This window comes from Vibrio sp. T20, from assembly GCF_007858795.1.
GTDB classification, from domain to species: domain Bacteria; phylum Pseudomonadota; class Gammaproteobacteria; order Enterobacterales; family Vibrionaceae; genus Vibrio; species Vibrio satsumensis.
Genome location: NZ_VFEB01000176.1, coordinates 258,051 through 275,567, shown reverse-complemented (window position 1 = coordinate 275,567; position 17,517 = coordinate 258,051). Strand labels below are relative to the sequence as shown.

Here is a 17,517-nt window from a genome sequence, read left to right as displayed (position 1 = left end):
AATCCTTGCTCTAGGTGGCGGTTCTCCAATGGATGCTGCTAAGATCATGTGGGTTATGTACGAGCACCCAGAAACTCACTTTGAAGAACTAGCAATGCGCTTTATGGATATCCGTAAACGTATCTACAAGTTCCCTAAAATGGGTCAAAAAGCTGAGCTAGTATGTATTACTACTACTTCAGGTACGGGTTCAGAGGTTACTCCATTCGCTGTTGTTACAGACGACAAGACTGGTGCTAAATACCCACTAGCTGACTACGAAATCACGCCAAACATGGCTATCGTTGATGCGAACCTTGTAATGAACATGCCTAAGTCTCTAACAGCGTTCGGTGGTTACGATGCAGTAACTCACGCTCTTGAAGCTTACGTATCTGTTCTAGCGAACGAATACTCAGACGGTCAAGCTCTTCAAGCACTTAAGATGCTTAAAGAATACCTACCATCAAGCTACAAAAATGGTGCGGCTGACCCAATCGCTCGTGAGAAAGTACACAACGCAGCAACTATCGCTGGTGTAGCATTTGCGAACGCATTCCTAGGTGTGTGTCACTCAATGGCTCACAAAATTGGTGCTGAGTTCCACCTACCACACGGTCTTGCTAACGCACTACTTATCTCAAACGTTGTACGTTACAACGCGAACGATAACCCAACTAAGCAGACTGCATTCTCTCAGTACGACCGTCCACAAGCACGTCGTCGTTACGCTGAAGTTGCTGACCACCTAGGCCTAAGCCAAGCTGGCGACCGTACTGCTCAGAAGATTGAACGTCTACTGACTTGGTTAGAAGAGCTTAAGAAAGACCTAGACATCCCACTATCTATCCAAGCTGCGGGTGTTAACGAGTCTGACTTCATCGCTAAACTAGACGAGCTAGCTGTTGAAGCGTTCGATGACCAGTGTACAGGTGCTAACCCACGTTACCCTCTAATCACTGAGCTAAAAGAAGTTCTAACAACTTCTTACTTCGGCCAACCATACGTTGAAGGCGAAACTTTCGAAGGTACTACAGTTATCCTTAAGAAAGCAGACCAAAAGCCAGCTGAAGCGAAAGCGCCAAAAGCTAAAAAAGAAAAAGCTAACGCATAATAAGTAAGCATTAGTTTGAGATAAGTTTTCGCTAGCACGATACTTATCTATCGGGAAAAGATGAAGGCCCCAGTCGAGAGACTGGGGCTTTTTTTATGTTTGCTGGCTAGTCTGAGGACTTTGAAAGGCTAAAGTGATCGACTTAATGATAAATGAATTGCGCGCATTTACTTGAAGTAGGGGGGGGGACTAAACCTCAGCAGCCACAACTCGCCCACTAAAGTAATCATTAGAGACAATATATTCTGTTGTTCTGGTTAGTTCATCCTGCAGTTGCGCCCAATGGCATCGGTTGAGTTTACCGTCAGAGTTATGAACCGCGGGCACAACACCACCGACTCGAATACCAAATGGAGTCAGTTCTTTCGCCCAGCTATGGGTAAAGCCGGTAATCATGGAGTTTGCGCTCTCTAAGCCTGACACATCATGGAAGTCATCGTGAGATATCACATTTACAATCACGCCTTCTTTATCTTCTTCTCGTAGCCTCTCTGCACTGATTTGTCCAAATGCGAAAAGGGTCGATGCCTTAGATGAGAGGTCATTAATAAAGGTACTGACAGGCTGATCACCAATTAGGCTAGGCATAGGGGAGCTGATCCAGTTATTGACCAGTACATCCGGTGTGGTATTGAAGGTCGATTGAATAAAATCAAACACGCTGAGAATCGCTTGGCTGTCATTTCCTTTGAGCGTGTAATGGTAAACAGAGTCGGAGAACCGAGTACATTGCGAATAAGTTGCTTGAAGTGCTTCCGTGTCTTTATCGCAAAGGATGACTGTGGCTCCAAGGTTAACAAAGTGGTTCGCAATCGTTCCTCCCAGTCGCGAGCCGGCAGATGTCACCAATATGATTGAGCTTTTTATTTCCATCCCAGTACCTAAACAAGTTGTCCATGTCGGATAAGGATGGGTTAAATTTCATACGATGGGTGTGAATTGGTTCAAACTAAGCTGTACCCATTAATAAGTTTTTATGAACTTAGTGGCAAGTCACATTTTGCAGTAACTTCAAGCGGTAACCAACATCTGGTGTTTGTAGGTTGCCTAAGGCTGGTGGTTCATATCACTCATGTGAATGCTTTAAGGACGTGAGTTAATCGAAGAATAGCGGTGGATAGACAGCGAAAAAGGGAAAGGTAGGTGACCGCTATACTTGAGCTTGAATTTGATACTGACGTTGCGCTGTTGTTAGCTCATTGTAGAGCGTGGCGTGTGGCAAATCAGGGAAATGCTTGTTTGCAAGTTTACGTCGATCATGACCAGAAAGGTTTTGGTAAACTTCTTCGGGTAAGTCAGCCGTATCTTCAGGCATAAAGGCAAGCGCTTCAGGTTTCAAATAGTGGCTGAGCTTGGCACTGGCAAGGCTTGCTTGATGAAAATGATTAGATTGCTGAGCTGAAATTTCATACGACGATTGGTTTGAACGCAGTTGTTGTGGTTCTGCTACGCCAAATTGCTTGCGTAGGCGATCTTCATTTGTTTCTGTAACTTCAATGGTATCGATGGGCGTGCAATCGCGAACATCATTAGAAAACATAGATAGCAGCAACGCGAAATCTGCACGGCGACCTTGCTCAACCGCTTGGCTGATTCCGATGCCGAACTTCAGTTCGTTGATGATTCCTGCTTTGTCTAAAGTATGTATTTGCATGACGCCTCTCGTTTGATACACCTTTAACGGCATGGAGTCGGCAAACTTTAGCCTTTAATTACAGGCGAATAGAGAATTTATGCAGGGTGATTAAGAAAGGTAAGAATAGGTTAAAAAGCCGGCTTGATTGGCTAATTTGTTTCGTAATGTTCGTATTGATAGGAATACGACAGATACAAAAAAGCTCACACCGAGGCATGAGCTTTCAATAGGTAACTCGCTATAAATAGCGCAGCTTAAGTAATATATTACTTAGCTAGGTTCTCTTCTACGAAAGACCAGTTTACTAGGTTCCAGAATGCAGCCATGTAGTCAGGGCGAACATTGCGGAAATCGATGTAGTAAGCGTGTTCCCATAGGTCAACAGTTAGAAGTGGAGTAACACCTTCTTCTGTTAGAGGAGTAGCTGCGTTAGAAGTGTTAACGATGTCTAGAGAACCGTCAGCTTTCTTAATTAACCAAGTCCAAGAAGAACCGAAGTTGTTGATTGCTGAATCAGTGAATTTTGCTTTGAATTCTTCGAAAGAACCGAATGCAGCGTTGATAGCTTCTGCAACAGCGCCAGTTGGTTCGCCGCCTGCTTTAGGAGCAAGACAGTGCCAGTAGAACGTGTGGTTCCAGATTTGAGCAGCGTTATTGAAAACACCACCAGTAGAAGTCTTAACGATCTCTTCTAGTGTTTTGCCTTCAAACTCAGTACCTGGGATAAGACCGTTTAGCTTAACAACGTAAGTGTTGTGGTGCTTACCGTGGTGGAAATCTAGCGTTTCTGCTGAGATGTGTGGTTCTAGTGCGTCTTTCGCGTAAGGAAGAGCCGGTAGTTCAAATGCCATTGCTCAATTCTCCATTGATATGAAAGAGTTAACTCTTTCGATTGCTTCCAGTGATATTATTATTCATGGCTCGCTATACTGCCAACCATGGTCAATTTGCTGACTTGCGATATAGTTTAGCAAGTTTTTACTTTATTAAAAGCTTATTTCATCACTTTTGTGTGAATTGTTAGCTTAGCTTGTTAACCGCTTTTTTTATATGGTTTTTATTCTTTTGGTTTGGGGTAGAATAAAGGCAATAAAAGCCGTAATCCATTAACGAGGAAGCAATGGAAACTATCGATAAAATCAAACAGCAAATTGAAGAAAACACTATTCTACTGTACATGAAAGGTTCTCCTAAGCTACCTAGCTGTGGTTTCTCTTCTCAAGCGTCTCAAGCTCTAATGGCATGTGGCGAGAAATTTGCTTACGTAGATATTCTACAAAACCCTGATATCCGTGCAGAGCTTCCAGCTTACGCACAATGGCCAACTTTCCCACAACTTTGGGTTGAAGGTGAGCTAATCGGTGGTTGTGACATCATTCTTGAGATGTTCCAAAAAGGCGAACTTCAGCCAATCATCAAAGAAGCAGCAGCTAAAGTTGCTGGTGATGACGCTGAATAAGCTCTAGCCTTTGCGCTGAATAGTTAAAATGAGGGGCCTTAATCAGGCTCCTTTTTTGTTGGAATTGATAGAAGAGTCGACTCGATAAGGAACGAACAATGAACGTAAAACTTCATTATGTGCATGATCCAATGTGCAGCTGGTGTTGGGGATACAAGCCAACGCTTGAGTTGTTGAAACAACAATTGCCTGCGAGCATTGAGTTTAACTACGTAGTGGGTGGCTTGGCGCCGGATTCTGATGAGCCAATGTCAGAAGAGATGAAAGGCAAGCTGCAAGCGATCTGGAAGCAGATCGAAGCTAAGCTAGGGACTGAGTTTAACCACGAGTTTTGGACTGAGTGTAAGCCTGTTCGCAGCACTTACCCTGCGTGCCGTGCTGTAATCGCCGCAGGTTTTCAAGATCACTACGAAGCGATGCTAGAAGCGATTCAACATGCGTACTACCTTCGTGCGATGTTGCCACACAGTAAAGAAACACACCTGCAGTTGGCTGAAGAGCTAGGCATGAACGTACAACAGTTTGAAAATGACCTTTCTAGCAAGTTATTGGAAAGTGAATTAGATGACCAGTTAGGCTTTAAAGAAGCGATGGGTGTGTTTTCTTACCCGACGTTAATGCTTGAAGTAAATGGCATTTTTAGTGAAGTTGAACTGGATTACCATTCAACTGAAGCGACGCTTAAGTCTATTCGCGGAATTCTAGTGAATAACGCTCCCGCTGCATAATCCAGCGAGAGCTGTCTGTATTAACGCAACGACTTCTAAGGTTTACTCATAAGAGTAAGCCTTTTCTTTTGTCTGACGTAGTTGGTTTATCTCCTCTGTAAACCGTTCGAATGTGGTAGTGACTTCCGCGATTGATGCTTCAATTGTTGATTCGGCTTGCTCTAAGCCCGTGGCTTCGGTTACTAGATCGTTTGCTTGCGCCTCAATGATTGCGAGCGGAGAAGCAATCGTGTCACATGCCACCATTTTTGCTGCGCCTTTAAGTCGGTGTGCCGTGGTTTTTAGTTCTCGGTATTCCTTGTTAGCCCACAGGTCGTTTATCCGTTTATTATCTTCCACGAAGCTTGCGGAAAACTCAGCAAGCAAGGTCATTACGACATCGTGATCTTCGAAGAGATCATAGAGGGCGGCGTAGTCGATCACTTGATTGTTGGTATCGCTGAAGGCGTCTTGGGTGCTTGCAGGAATGAGATCGTCGCCTGGCTCTAGGCTCTGATTATCCTCAAAGCTCTGTTCAATACCTTGGAACAGCATCGAAAATTCATTGGCTTCTTCGTCTTTATTGGTTTCCTCGTCTTTAGGTGAATAGTTTGATGAAGCATTGACTTCCTGATTCTGTGCCTTTGATTCCTTTGCATCGTAAACATCAGTTTCACGTACTGGGTTGGAATCGTCGATTGCGGGCAGCCACTTCTCAATGGTTAATCTCATCTGCTTAATCGAAACGGGTTTAACCAAGAAGTCATCCATGCCGTGCGCGTAGCAATTAGCATCTTCACCTTGCACTGCATTTGCAGTCAGCGCGACGATTGGCAGTCTTTGAGTTTCTTGGTTAAGCTCCTCTTTACGTTGTTCTATTTGACGAATACTTGATGCAAGTGTGTATCCGTCCATTTCGGGCATGTGGCAATCGGTTAGCAATAGGCCATAGCATTTATCTTTCAAGGCGCTCAGGGCCAACACTCCGTTATCAACGATGTCGGCGTGGACACCAATATTTTCAAGCTGTTTGGCGATGACTTGCTGGTTGATGGGATGATCTTCCGCGACCAGAATCAGCCTGCCGTTGAGTTCAGCTTGTTCGCGAGTCTCTGTGGCGAGCGGCGCTTTAGTTTCGCTGTCTAATGGGGAGATTAGACTGTCGTGACTGACGGGCTTCGTTAGAACGTGAACTAAGTTATCGGGCAGCAGCGGATTCACCGACAAGCACCAAGAGTTGCCTAAAGGCTCTGGTGAGAGCATTGGGTTTTGGTTGATCACAGTGAAGCGTGTTGAGCTCGTGTGTTGCTGGATCCAAGCATCGGTAATCGCCAGTTGTTGCCACACAGACATCGCAACAAAGATGTGTTTGGGCTGATGTTTGACGACCATCTCTTTAAGTAGGTGTTTTTGATTTATGTGCAGAACCTTTGGCTCAAGGTCGAAGTGTTTCAGATATCGACATAGCTCTTCTTGTTGCAGAACGTAGCCGACAATATATACCTCGTATGAGTGATTACCCACATCTAGTCCAATAGGATTCTCAACCTCCGAAGGGCAAATCAGCGTTTGTGGTAGAGCCAAAGCGTTGCTTACTGCATCTTGAGGAGTACAAGTCGGGAGGGTAACGGTAATCGTAAAGTGGCTGCCTTTTCCTTCTTCACTTGACAGTTCTATGTTGCCATCCATCTGTTCTATCAATTTCAAAGCTATAGATAGTCCAAGCCCTGTTCCACCAAAACGGCGGCTAGTGGTTTTGTCGACTTGTTCAAAAGGTTGGAATAAGCTTTGTTGTCTGTCTTTCGGGATGCCGATGCCCGTGTCGGAAACCGTGAGGCTAACTTTCTGCTGATGTTCGTTCTGTTCAATCACATCAACATGTAACGAAATTGTCCCGTGTTCAGTGAACTTAATCGCATTGTTAAGGAAGTTGTTCAGAATTTGGTGGAGTCGTATGTCATCTGCGAACAGCCATTGAACGAGATTTGGATCTTGCCAATAATGGAAGGCCAAGCCTTTTTGCTGTGCGTGAATGGACTGCGGCTGTACGATGCGCGCTAATACTTTGCCAAGCTCAATTTCGGTCGGGTTAAGCTCTAGTTTTCCCGCTTCAATCTTAGAGTAATCGAGCACGTCATTAACGATGTGCAGTAAGTTACGAGCTGACTGATTCAATCCTCCGTGTAGGTTGAGCAACTCTTCACTCAACTGATGCTCCTGCATTAATTCCAGCAACCCTAAGATTCCGCTAATTGGGGTGCGAACCTCATGGCTGATAGTCGCCAGGAACTGCGACTTAGCGGCGGTGGCACTTTCAGCTTTCTGGCGGGCGTTGTCTAAAGCCTGTTGCTGTTTTTTCAGTAGGGTGATGTCTGTAATCACCGTGTTCCATTCGATAGCCTTGTTGTTCGATATCTGGCTATTAAATTTCACCCATTTCAGTTCACCAGACTCTAACTGGACTTGCTGTTCGCTTTCCCAATGCCCGGTTTCAATAGCATCAAGCATACTGGCTTCAAACTGTGGCAGGCCATCCTTCGAGATAAGCTCGAAAAGATGTTGAGGGTGCTCCTTTACGCTATCCACGGATAAGCCGAACATATCGGTTACACCTGCACTGACGAAGCTAAACTGAATATTCAAAGGCTGCTGAGGGTGTGTTTGAGTATGTTTAAGTACAACTCCATCAATATTGTCGGCCAGTGTTTGTAAATGGGCTTCTGCCGCTTTGGCGCGCTGTTCTGCGACTTTTCGCTGCTCGATTTCTGCTGCCATTTTACGGTTCCAGAATACGATCACGAAAATGACCACAAAGATCCCAAGCCCGATGATCACTGACCATTTAGCTACTTCGCGTGGCGACAAACCTTCTTGGTATTCGTAGGTTAACCATTTGTTTTCCAAGCGCTCAAGTTCATTGGCAGGCAATGCGCCAATGGCTTTGTTGAGAATGCTCAACAGCATGGGATGGCGGAAGTTGACTGCTAGAGCCAAAGGAGCAATGTTTTGCTCATTAATGGTGCCAGTGATTTTGAATTGCCCTACATAGTCTTGATGCAATAAAGGTGCAGCATGATGAAGTGAAGCAAGCGCGAAACTGATTTCGTCTTTCTGTAATGCTTGGAATGCGCTGACGTGATTGATGTAAGGGACGGCTTGGCAAGTCAGGCAGAGAGAAGGTAGAACCGTTTTGCCTCCGGAATCTTGAATCACACCAATATTTTCGGTGCCACTTGGCGCAAAGTTACCTAATCGATCAGAGCGACTCAATAACACCCAAGGTTCAAAACTGTAGGCTTGAGTGAAGTCTATGTATCGCGCTTTATCTGTGGTTGGAGTGATGTTGGTTAGCACCATGGTCTCGCCATTATTGAACGCGACCTCTGCCGCTTCTGGTGTTAGGTAAGTGGTACTTTCAAATGATACGCCGAGCACATTACTTATCAGATTTAACACATCAGCAGATAAGCCTGAGTGTTGTTGTTGCTCATTGGTAAAGTCGTAAGGATACCAATTGGAGTGTGTGCCTACAGGGATGGAAGGGTTGTTATCAAGCCAGTTCTTTTCGTCTTGGGTTAAGTTCAATGTTCCATAATCCAGCAACATCGAGTGTTGAGAGGGAGCAAGCCATTGGTTGTAAATCGATTGCAGAGAACCTTGCTTGATGTCCTCTAAAGCAAAGTTGATTCGGCTGAGTAGTTTGTGTTTTCCTTTTTTGACTGCAAAGTGCAAGTGGTCAGCTGGAAGGTCAGGAAGAACCGATAGTGTAAGTGAGTCTTTAGGTTGTTCTCGCAGTAACGCAGAAAGCGCAAGTGCATCACCAATGTAAGCATCAACACGATTCTCTTCAATCGCGGTGAAGGCCGCTTGTGTGCTGTCTAGCGTGGTAATTCGACTCTCTGGAAGTAAACTAGGTAGGAGATCATTGAGCGCAAACCCTTTCTCTAGCGCTAAGTTTGCGGTTGCCAGTTCACTCAAGTCGTTTATTTTCAGATTTTGAGTAATGACCGCTCGTCGAATCGAGAACATGGGTTCACTGAACGTCATATATTCTTGGCGCTCTTTGGTCGAAGAGACGCCTACCAACAAATCTAATTCACCCTGTTCAAATGCACTGAGTACGCTGCTAAATGTAGGGAATAGCTCGATTTTATATTTGAAGCCTGCGTTTGCCGATACCTCATCCAACATGCTGATGAGTAGTCCTTCAGAAACAATATTCCTAGAGGGCGTTTGATGTTGGTAGCTATAAGGAACCATGTTGTAAGAAGGTAGGCCGACACGTAATACAACTTGGTTATTCGACGAGTTTGCTAGAGGTGTACTTTCAGCAAGGCTGTGCAGTGGCCACATGAATACCGTAAGGCAACTCAATAGAAAGGCGACACACCACGTTTTCGTTTTTGTAGCATTGTTCTGCATAAAGACATCCTGTCGTTTACGTACTCATTTGGGTTTGACGGTGTGCTCAACTAACGGCGGCCAAAGGCGCTTTGGTTAGTGTGGGTAATGCAAAATTGTCTGCTTGCTGTAATGCCATACGCTGCAAAAGGGCGAGGCTGGTATGGTCTGCTTTTAGGTGGATCTCAATTTGGCGCTTTATTTGATCGACTTTGTCTTGTAGACCCAAGGCTTGATAACACAGTGCTAATAAGAAGAAAGCTTCGACATCATTGTCTGAGAACTCGTTCATTGAAATACTCTCAATACGCTCTTTTGCCACCTCATGCTGTTCGAGTTGAATGAGCTGTAAGGTTCGACAAAGCTTCAACAACGGCTTACTGAGTGCGTACGACTTTTCAGAATGAGAGAGCCTTTGCCAAGCCCCTTCAGGCTTCCAAAGTGCTAGCTCTTTTTGAGTGAGGGTTAAACTGTCTGCCCATAAGATCAGTGCTCGCTTACCAGCAGAATCCCAAATCGAGTGGGGAATGAGTTGAGCAAGCGACTTGAGGTGTAGGGTCGCTTGTTCAACGTTTTTATCTAACAGTTGTAGCCAAACCATGGTGTTGGTCAGCTCAATATTACTGCCGTTTACGGTGAGCACTTGGTCGATTAGCTGGTTAGCCGATTCGAAGTCACTGGTATTGAGGCAGATCTTGACCTTAAGTTGCTGCAATTTGATGTTGCGTGGATTGTTTTCTATCAAGCTATCTATCTGACTGAGCGCGTCGTGATAATTCTGTTTAGCGATATGGATTTCAACCAGCTTAACCTTGGCAGGCAAGTAATCATGGAGCTGCAGCAAACCATTTAACATGGCTTGTGCCTCATCGAGGTGGTGATTCTTAATCAGAATGTTTGCCATGTAGATTATGGCGTCTTTCAATGTCGATGGGTCGGGGGCTTTACCAAAGAGTGGCTTTACCGCGTTGAGCCCGTTCTTAAGATAGGCTTGCTCTAATGTCGAAAAGTATTGCTGTCGACACAGGGCTGATGTCACTCGTTTTATGATGTCATCGGCTCTTATTGGCTTGATCAGGTAGCCATCAGGTTCGAAGTGAGCATAGCCAAAGAAGATGTCTTGGCTATCATTACCCGTCACTATAAACACAAGGGTTTGTGGTTTGATTAACTCTTTCTGCTGCAAAAGCTCAAGCAGTTGTAAGCCATTACTACCTGAGCCTAAATCATGGTCAATCAGTAAGATATCGAATCGATGTGCGCGGCAAGCCTCAATTGCATTTTGGGCATTGGAGGCGCTGATTACATTGTTGTTCGGAACACCGAGTTTGATAAGCAGTGCGCGTGTCGCACTTTGAATGACGCTGCTGTCATCAATGATGAGGTAGCGCGATCGGGCGAGTATATCCATATAGTAGCCTTCTGACGTATTGAGCCTTGCCACTTTGTCTTCTATGAATTAGCGGCTTATTTATTAAACACTTAAGTGTAGAAGTGAATTTAATTAATAGCCATAAGTTGCATATTAATGCGAACGGAATAATGTATAGAAAGTGACGTTGGTTCAGAAGGTTAGCTTATTTCTAAAGTTATAAAGAAAGAGTGAAAAGAGGCTAAATACAAAAAAGACCGCACGAGGCGGTCTTTATAAAAGTCAGGGTAGGACTGTTTTACTACAGAACCTAATTACAGAACCATGGCTGCAATCCAACCGAATACGATCAGTGGGATGTTGTAGTGCAAGAATGTTGGTACTACAGTTTCCCAAACGTGCTCGTGTTGACCATCAGCATTTAGACCAGACGTTGGACCTAATGTTGAGTCAGAAGCCGGAGAGCCCGCATCACCAAGTGCTGCTGCTGTACCTACTAGAGCGATCGTTGCCATTGGTGAGAAACCAAATGCTGCCGCTAGTGGAACGTAGATAGTCGCAAGGATTGGAATCGTAGAGAACGAAGAACCAATGCCCATCGTTACGAGTAGACCAACCACTAGCATAAGTAGCGCAGCTAGAGGTTTATTGTCACCGATGCTGGTTGAAAGCGCTTCAACCAGAGATTCAACGCCACCCGTTTGCTTCATAACTGCCGCGAAACCTGCCGCTGCAATCATGATGAAACCGATCATTGCCATCATATGAACGCCCTTGGTGAAAACATCTTGTGTCTCTTTCCAAGCAATGACGCCACCGAAGGTAAATACCATGAAGCCCGCTAGAGCACCGATGATCATAGAACCCGTCGACAGTTGAACTGTTAGCGCAGCTACGATACCAGCCGCTGCAACTAGGATGTGCTTCTTATTGATCTCTTTCACTTCTGTTGAAACAACAGTGTGAGAAGTTTCTTTGTATTGACGTGGCTTACGGTAAGTAAAGAATACTGCGGTAAGAAGGCCGAAGATCATGCCTGCTGCTGGTAACAACATTGCCATAGGTACTTGGCTTGCTACAACGTTTTCAAGACCATTGTCGTGAAGGTTTTTAAGCAGGATGTTGTTTAGGAAGATGCCGCCAAAACCAATCGGTAACACCATGTAAGGCGTAATCAGACCAAAAGTAAGCACACACGCAACTAGACGACGGTCTAGGTTCATTTTTGCGAATACGCCTAGTAGAGGTGGGATTAAGATTGGGATGAAGGCGATATGTACAGGAATCACGTTTTGCGAAGACATGGTTACTAAGATCAACGACGCAAGGATGCCGTATTTAAGACCAGTCGATGCTGCACTGTTCTCTTTGCCGTGAATGCGTTTGATAACACTTTGAGCAAGGAGATCTGTGATACCAGAACGTGAGATAGCAACAGCGAATGTACCAAGCATAGCGTAGCTAAGTGCGATAGTTGCACCGCCACCTAATCCACTTTCGAAAGCCGCGACTGCATCGTTCAAGCCCATACCAGAGGCTACGCCACCGATAATTGCGCTGAACGTGAGAGCAACGACTACGTTTACGCGCATCAAAGCTAAAACAAGCATGATGCAAACTGAAATTACAACAGGATTCATATTATTCTCGGGATGTTGTGTTTTTTATGAAGGCAATACGAGTGAACGTTTACCAACTCTATTTTTTATTCTTCGTCAACAAGAGGCCAACCACCAAGGGCTTTCCATTTGTTTACAATGCCGCAAAATAACTCTGTGGTTTTTTGCGTATCATACAAAGCAGAGTGTGCTTCTTTGTTGTCAAATTCCATCCCTGCAGTGCGGCAAGCTTTAGCCAAAACGGTTTGACCGTAGGCAAGACCACTAAGAGCTGCAGTGTCAAAAGTAGCAAATGGATGGAAAGGGACGCGTTTAAGCTTACAGCGCTCACTTGCCGCATTAACGAAGTTCAAATCGAATGTAGCGTTGTGAGCAACCATGATTGCGCGACTGCAATCTGAAGCTTTTTGTTCTTTTCTCACTAGCTTGTAGATTTCTTTAAGGGCTTCTTGTTCCGACACAGCACCACGTAATGGGCTAAATGGGTCTTTAATTCCGTTAAAGTCTAATGCTGCCTGCTCTATATTTGCGCCTTCAAAAGGCTCAATGTGAAAATGAAGCGTTGATGCAGGGTGCAGATCTCCGTTCTCATCCATTTTTAATGTAATGGCACAGATTTCTAATAATGCATCGGTTTCAGCGTTAAACCCTGCGGTTTCCACGTCGATGACCACTGGAAAATAGCCACGAAAGCGTTTTTTTAGGGTCAGAGCTTCGTTTTCTACAGTCATGTTAGCCCAAATAAGTGTGATTAAGGCTGCATTATTGCAGATAATAGCAGTGATAAAAACTAGGGAAGGGCAATAAATCACAAATTACCTAACCCATTTCGGCTTGATAATTGCATATTTAAACGCGAGAGAAAAATGCGGCAATTGGCTGCATTGTTAAACGAATTGCTTAAGAGATACTCCACTTTATGAAGAAACAACTCATAACAGGTTCAATGCTATTTTCGCTTCTTATGTCGTCATCGGTAATGGCACAAGAAAAGCGTTACGGAGCATCTCCTCAACAGTCAACGTGGGAGATGGTGGCTAACACGCCACTAGAATGTCGCTTAGTTCATCCAATCCCAAATTTTGGTGACGCTGAGTTTTCATCTCGTGCGAGTAAAAAAATCATTTTGGACTTTGAGCTTAAAATGCGCCGCCCAATGGGTGCGACTCGCAATGTTAGCTTGATTTCAATGCCACCACCTTGGCGTCCGGGCGAAAGTGCTGATCGCATGACAACCATTAAGTTCTTCCAACAATTTGATGGCTACGTAGGCGGACAAACGGCTTGGGGTATTTTGAGTGAGCTGGAGAAAGGGCGTTACCCGACATTCAGTTACCAAGAGTGGCAAAGCCGAGATCAACGTATCGAAGTGTCGTTGTCGTCGGTGTTGTTCCAAGAAAAATACAATGTGTTCAGCGACTGTGTTGCCAACTTATTGCCTTACAGCTTTGAAGACATCTCTTTCACTATTTTGCATTACGACCGTAATAGCGATCAGCTGAATAAGTCGTCACGTAAAAGGTTGAGCCAGATTGCTGATTATGTTCGCTACAACCAAGATATTGATCTTGTGCTGGTGGCAACGTACACCGATTCTGTCGACAGCAAAGGCATTAGCCAAAACCTTTCAGAGCGCAGAGCTGAGTCGTTAAGAGAGTACTTTAAGTCTCTCGGTTTGCCAGAAGACCGTATTCAAGTACAAGGCTATGGTAAGCGTCGTCCAATTGCCGACAACAACTCGCCAATTGGTAAAGACAAGAACCGACGCGTTGTTATCTCATTGGGTAGAACGCAGGTTTAGCGCCAATAAAATCTAAAGCTCAAATTAAAATGCCCGTCGTCATGACGGGCTTTTTGTATTTGAATCAATGAACTAAACGTTGCGTCTGCGAAAGGAGCTTTCCTAGTTAAGACGGAAACGAGCAATCATTTCACAGTTGGTCGCGGTATCGATCTTTTCGACCATAGAAGCAATTTTAGGGTTGGGATGGCGTTTCATGAAATCGATCAGCGCTTTCTTACAGCAACCAATTGAATCAATAAAGCTAGAACATTGCGTGTTAGGGCATTGAGGGATAAGAGTCAGCACTTTTTCTGAAGCCAGTTGAAGATACTTAAGTTCGTACTCAGTATCACCGGCCCAGCGCCAGAATTGCGCAAGATTGTGACAAGAAATCACTGAAATCAGTAGGCGTTCATCGGCCTGAATATCGGTACGTTCTGTAATTTCTTCGCTTAAGTTCAACGCTTGCTGATAGTGAAGAATACTTCGTACAGGATCATCGAGCTGCAATGCCGTATCGGCGAGTAACGTGTGTTTTTCCCATTCGCTAATCATTGTATTACCTCACTAATCAATAGGTGGTTAATTTAAATGATAATTATTATCATTTAAAGTTTCATCAGTGAGATTGTTAATAATAATTGGTAAAGAATATCGATAATGGGGAGAGTGATAAAAAAGAAGCGAGCACTATGCTCGCTTCTTTGTTCATTTCATCAGGCGTTCTAGCCTAATCTTGCAAAGGTATTTAGGGATTAACCCTCTAGACCAGCGCTTGCTTGTTTGTTTTGAATCAGCTCAATCATGTAGCCGTCAGGATCTTTAACGAATGCGATGTGCGTAGAGCCGCCTTTTACTGGGCCGGCTTCACGAGTCACGTTACCGCCTGCTGCTTTAATCGCGTCACACGTTGTGTAGATGTCATCAACACCGATAGCAACGTGGCCAAAAGCAGAGCCAAGATCGTATTCCGTGGTGCCCCAGTTGTACGTTAGTTCAATCACAGCGCCTTGAGATTCGTCGCCAAAGCCAACGAAAGCCAGTGTGTATTCGTACTCTTTGTTTTCGTTCTTACGTAATAGCTGCATGCCCATTACATTGGTGTAGAACTCGATAGACTTGTCTAGATCACCCACGCGTAGCATGGTGTGTAAAATACGACCGTTTGACATGATTTGCTCCTAGCTTTAACTATGTATACGTTTTTGTAATTCTGCTTTCTACCGCGAGAAAAACGCGGTGCTTTTTAGCCATTGGGCCTGTTAGCTTCTTTCGCTTAGGGCTAACAGCTTATGAGCCTAGACGTCCGTCTTCTCTTTGAACTCACATAGGTCTTCAATGATACAACTGCCACAGCGTGGTTTACGCGCGACACAGGTGTAACGTCCATGAAGAATGAGCCAATGGTGGACATCCAGTTTGAATTCTTTTGGAATGACTTTGAGAAGCTTAGCCTCAACATCGTCGACCGTTTTACCCATTGCTAGCTTAGTACGATTTGATACACGGTATATGTGAGTATCAACGGCAATGGTTGGCCAACCGAAAGCGGTGTTCAATACTACGTTGGCAGTCTTACGACCAACGCCAGGAAGGGCTTCTAATGCCGCACGATCTTCCGGTACTTCACCGTTGTGTAGGTCAAGCAGCATTCGACACGTTTTAATGGTGTTTTCTGCTTTTGAATTAAACAGGCCGATTGTCTTGATGTACTCTTTTAAGCCGTCAACACCTAGGTCGAAAATGGCTTGGGGAGTATTAGCTACTGGGTAAAGCTTATCCGTTGCTTTGTTGACACTGACATCGGTTGCTTGTGCTGATAAAAGTACCGCGATCAGCAACTCGAAAGGGCTGTTCCAGTTAAGCTCAGTCTCTGGTTTTGGATTGTTTTCTCTTAAACGCTCAAGTATTTCTACTCGTTTTACATTGTTCATAGCGACATTACTTTCAAATAGTTAGGGCTTGAGTTCCGGAGTTGGTATTCAATAAACTCTCAATGCTCAGGCTTTATCATCGGTTACGCGCTCTTATGAGCGTCATTATTATGTGTACTTGGTCAATCTAATTACCTGCTGAGCGGTTGAGCTACTCAGCAGGGTTTAAGCTACTGTAACTTATTAAGCATTGGTAACGCGAGCGCGTTCAATGACAGGCTTTTCTTGTTTAGGCTGTCTAGATTTTGCTTGGTTGTCGATGATGTTTTTCAACGCAATCAAGAAACCAACACCAATAAAGGCACCTGGTGGAAGCAGGGCTAACAAGAAGCTGTTATCAAATTGGAATATCTGGATTCGTAATACAGAAGCCCAATCACCAAGAAGCAGGTCTGCACCATCAAACAAGGTGCCGTTACCAATAACCTCACGCATTGCACCCAGTACAACCAGTACCGATGTCATGCCAAGGCCCATCCAGAAACCATCTTGAGCAGCAGGTAGCACTTCGTTTTTAGAAGCGAAGGCTTCAGCTCGGCCAATAATGATACAGTTGGTTACGATCAGCGGGATGAAGATACCCAAAGATAGGTAAAGGCCATACGCGTAAGCATTCATCAGAAGTTGAACACAGGTTACCAGTGACGCAATGATCATTACGAATACTGGAATACGCACTTCTTTTGGTACGTGGTTACGAACCAGAGAAACAGCAATGTTCGAACCGACCAGTACAAGCAGAGTCGCAATACCCAGTCCAAGAGCGTTGGTCACCGTTGAAGACACAGCCAACAGCGGACATAAGCCAAGAAGTTGAACTAGGGCAGGGTTGTTAGCCCACATGCCATTTTTGATTAGTGTTTTATGGTCACTCATTATTCACCACCACAATTTAGAGGTTGAGCAAGCAATGCTTGGTTGTTTTGGTTAACGTACTGAACCGCTTGTTTAACTGACTTCACAACCGCTCTCGGAGTGATAGTAGCGCCAGTAAACTGGTCGAAGTCACCACCGTCTTTACGAACCTTCCAACGGTCTAGATTAGAATCCGTCACTTGCTTACCTGCAAACGAAAGAATCCAATCACTCACACGTAGGTCAATCTTATCACCCAAGCCCGGAGTTTCTTGGTGTGAAAGCACGCGAGTACCTAAAATCGTACCGTTGATTTTCATTCCAACAATGACCTTAATCGCCCCGTTGTAGCCATCGGGTGCAATCGCTTCGATCGCAATCGCGCTTGGCTCACCATTAAGTTTAGCGATGTAAGCTGGCATCGCTTGTTCAGTACCCAGTTCTTCGGCTTGAACCAAGGTACAAGATGAAAACAGTTCGTTGTCGTGAAGATCGTGCGGGATCACTTGGTTAAGAACAGACAGCAGTTGAGCCTGTTCTTGCTGTTTGATCTGATCTTTGGTTAGGTAGTGTGTTACCGCCACCAAACCTGTTGAAGCACACGCAAAAATCGCGAGTACAAGGCCGTTTTTCTTAATAGCATTTAGCATGGTATCCG

16 protein-coding genes are annotated in these 17,517 nt (G+C 44.7%); 4 read left to right on the top strand and 12 right to left on the bottom strand.

The features are described from left to right. Positions 1-1,093: iron-containing alcohol dehydrogenase (locus FTW16_RS20045; protein ID WP_146492259.1), on the top strand; the 1,093-nt coding region annotated here is incomplete at its 5' end. Between the two features lie 189 nt (positions 1,094-1,282). Here the strand turns inward: FTW16_RS20045 and FTW16_RS20040 are convergent. From FTW16_RS20040 to sodB, 3 genes are all read right to left on the bottom strand, one after another. Continuing rightward, positions 1,283-1,966, bottom strand: coding sequence for an SDR family oxidoreductase (locus tag FTW16_RS20040; protein ID WP_146492258.1), 684 nt, complete (start codon positions 1,964-1,966; stop codon positions 1,283-1,285). Between the two features lie 277 nt (positions 1,967-2,243). Further along, positions 2,244-2,747 (bottom strand): VC2046/SO_2500 family protein, encoded by a 504-nt coding sequence (locus FTW16_RS20035; protein WP_261383492.1) that lies wholly within the window; start codon positions 2,745-2,747, stop codon positions 2,244-2,246. A 248-nt stretch (positions 2,748-2,995) separates the two neighbouring features. Then, positions 2,996-3,580 carry a superoxide dismutase [Fe] gene (gene sodB / locus FTW16_RS20030; RefSeq protein ID WP_146492256.1) on the bottom strand — a complete coding sequence of 195 codons (585 nt, stop codon included), beginning with the start codon at positions 3,578-3,580 and terminating at the stop codon, positions 2,996-2,998. A 269-nt stretch (positions 3,581-3,849) separates the two neighbouring features. Between sodB and FTW16_RS20025 the strand changes: the two genes are divergently transcribed. Together FTW16_RS20025 and FTW16_RS20020 are read left to right on the top strand one after the other, a co-directional pair. Next, the gene (locus tag FTW16_RS20025) at positions 3,850-4,188 is read left to right on the top strand and encodes a Grx4 family monothiol glutaredoxin (protein WP_004741702.1); all 339 of its coding nucleotides are present in this window, start codon (positions 3,850-3,852) and stop codon (positions 4,186-4,188) included. A 98-nt stretch (positions 4,189-4,286) separates the two neighbouring features. After that, positions 4,287-4,916: a DsbA family protein gene (locus tag FTW16_RS20020; protein WP_146492255.1), complete on the top strand. Its 630-nt coding sequence runs from the start codon at positions 4,287-4,289 to the stop codon at positions 4,914-4,916. 42 nt (positions 4,917-4,958) lie between these two features. On the opposite strand, the gene FTW16_RS20015 is transcribed toward FTW16_RS20020, so the two are convergent. The 4 genes from FTW16_RS20015 to rnt form a co-directional block, all read right to left on the bottom strand. Beyond that, on the bottom strand, positions 4,959-9,317 hold the full coding sequence (locus FTW16_RS20015) for a transporter substrate-binding domain-containing protein (RefSeq protein ID WP_146492254.1): 4,359 nt from the start codon (positions 9,315-9,317) through the stop codon (positions 4,959-4,961). Positions 9,318-9,363: 46 nt separating this feature from the next. Beyond that, positions 9,364-10,707 carry a response regulator gene (locus FTW16_RS20010; protein WP_261383491.1) on the bottom strand — a complete coding sequence of 448 codons (1,344 nt, stop codon included), beginning with the start codon at positions 10,705-10,707 and terminating at the stop codon, positions 9,364-9,366. A gap of 275 nt (positions 10,708-10,982) precedes the next feature. Continuing rightward, positions 10,983-12,308, bottom strand: coding sequence for a Na+/H+ antiporter family protein (locus tag FTW16_RS20005; protein WP_048659751.1), 1,326 nt, complete (start codon positions 12,306-12,308; stop codon positions 10,983-10,985). Positions 12,309-12,373: 65 nt separating this feature from the next. After that, complete coding sequence (rnt, locus tag FTW16_RS20000) at positions 12,374-13,018, bottom strand: ribonuclease T (protein WP_017061178.1); 645 nt, start codon at positions 13,016-13,018, stop codon at positions 12,374-12,376. A 188-nt stretch (positions 13,019-13,206) separates the two neighbouring features. Here rnt and motY point away from each other — a divergent pair, with 188 nt between their 5' ends. After that, the gene (gene motY / locus FTW16_RS19995; protein WP_017632535.1) at positions 13,207-14,088 is read left to right on the top strand and encodes a flagellar protein MotY; all 882 of its coding nucleotides are present in this window, start codon (positions 13,207-13,209) and stop codon (positions 14,086-14,088) included. Between the two features lie 102 nt (positions 14,089-14,190). Here the strand turns inward: motY and FTW16_RS19990 are convergent, their stop codons facing one another. The 5 genes from FTW16_RS19990 to rsxG form a co-directional block, all read right to left on the bottom strand. Further along, positions 14,191-14,625, bottom strand: a complete 435-nt coding sequence (locus FTW16_RS19990; protein ID WP_004734047.1) for a DUF2753 domain-containing protein — start codon at positions 14,623-14,625, stop codon at positions 14,191-14,193. Positions 14,626-14,825: 200 nt separating this feature from the next. Next, on the bottom strand, positions 14,826-15,242 hold the full coding sequence (gene gloA / locus FTW16_RS19985) for a lactoylglutathione lyase (protein WP_004734046.1): 417 nt from the start codon (positions 15,240-15,242) through the stop codon (positions 14,826-14,828). 126 nt (positions 15,243-15,368) lie between these two features. Next, on the bottom strand, positions 15,369-16,004 hold the full coding sequence (gene nth, locus FTW16_RS19980; protein WP_010437137.1) for an endonuclease III: 636 nt from the start codon (positions 16,002-16,004) through the stop codon (positions 15,369-15,371). Positions 16,005-16,187: 183 nt separating this feature from the next. Continuing rightward, positions 16,188-16,880 carry an electron transport complex subunit E gene (locus tag FTW16_RS19975; RefSeq protein WP_146492252.1) on the bottom strand — a complete coding sequence of 231 codons (693 nt, stop codon included), beginning with the start codon at positions 16,878-16,880 and terminating at the stop codon, positions 16,188-16,190. After that, positions 16,880-17,509 carry an electron transport complex subunit RsxG gene (rsxG, locus tag FTW16_RS19970; RefSeq protein WP_146492251.1) on the bottom strand — a complete coding sequence of 210 codons (630 nt, stop codon included), beginning with the start codon at positions 17,507-17,509 and terminating at the stop codon, positions 16,880-16,882. The genes FTW16_RS19975 and rsxG overlap by 1 nt, the downstream gene beginning before the upstream one ends. Positions 17,510-17,517: the final 8 nt, after the last annotated feature.

Coding starts and splice junctions, on each gene's coding strand:
- FTW16_RS20040 (WP_146492258.1), bottom strand. CDS start 1,966: ATGGAAATAAAAAGCTCAATCATATTGGTGACATCTGCCGGCTCGCGA.
- FTW16_RS20035 (WP_261383492.1), bottom strand. CDS start 2,747: ATGCAAATACATACTTTAGACAAAGCAGGAATCATCAACGAACTGAAG.
- sodB (WP_146492256.1), bottom strand. CDS start 3,580: ATGGCATTTGAACTACCGGCTCTTCCTTACGCGAAAGACGCACTAGAA.
- FTW16_RS20025 (WP_004741702.1), top strand. CDS start 3,850: ATGGAAACTATCGATAAAATCAAACAGCAAATTGAAGAAAACACTATT.
- FTW16_RS20020 (WP_146492255.1), top strand. CDS start 4,287: ATGAACGTAAAACTTCATTATGTGCATGATCCAATGTGCAGCTGGTGT.
- FTW16_RS20015 (WP_146492254.1), bottom strand. CDS start 9,317: ATGCAGAACAATGCTACAAAAACGAAAACGTGGTGTGTCGCCTTTCTA.
- FTW16_RS20010 (WP_261383491.1), bottom strand. CDS start 10,707: ATGGATATACTCGCCCGATCGCGCTACCTCATCATTGATGACAGCAGC.
- FTW16_RS20005 (WP_048659751.1), bottom strand. CDS start 12,308: ATGAATCCTGTTGTAATTTCAGTTTGCATCATGCTTGTTTTAGCTTTG.
- rnt (WP_017061178.1), bottom strand. CDS start 13,018: ATGACTGTAGAAAACGAAGCTCTGACCCTAAAAAAACGCTTTCGTGGC.
- motY (WP_017632535.1), top strand. CDS start 13,207: ATGAAGAAACAACTCATAACAGGTTCAATGCTATTTTCGCTTCTTATG.
- FTW16_RS19990 (WP_004734047.1), bottom strand. CDS start 14,625: ATGATTAGCGAATGGGAAAAACACACGTTACTCGCCGATACGGCATTG.
- gloA (WP_004734046.1), bottom strand. CDS start 15,242: ATGTCAAACGGTCGTATTTTACACACCATGCTACGCGTGGGTGATCTA.
- nth (WP_010437137.1), bottom strand. CDS start 16,004: ATGAACAATGTAAAACGAGTAGAAATACTTGAGCGTTTAAGAGAAAAC.
- FTW16_RS19975 (WP_146492252.1), bottom strand. CDS start 16,880: ATGAGTGACCATAAAACACTAATCAAAAATGGCATGTGGGCTAACAAC.
- rsxG (WP_146492251.1), bottom strand. CDS start 17,509: ATGCTAAATGCTATTAAGAAAAACGGCCTTGTACTCGCGATTTTTGCG.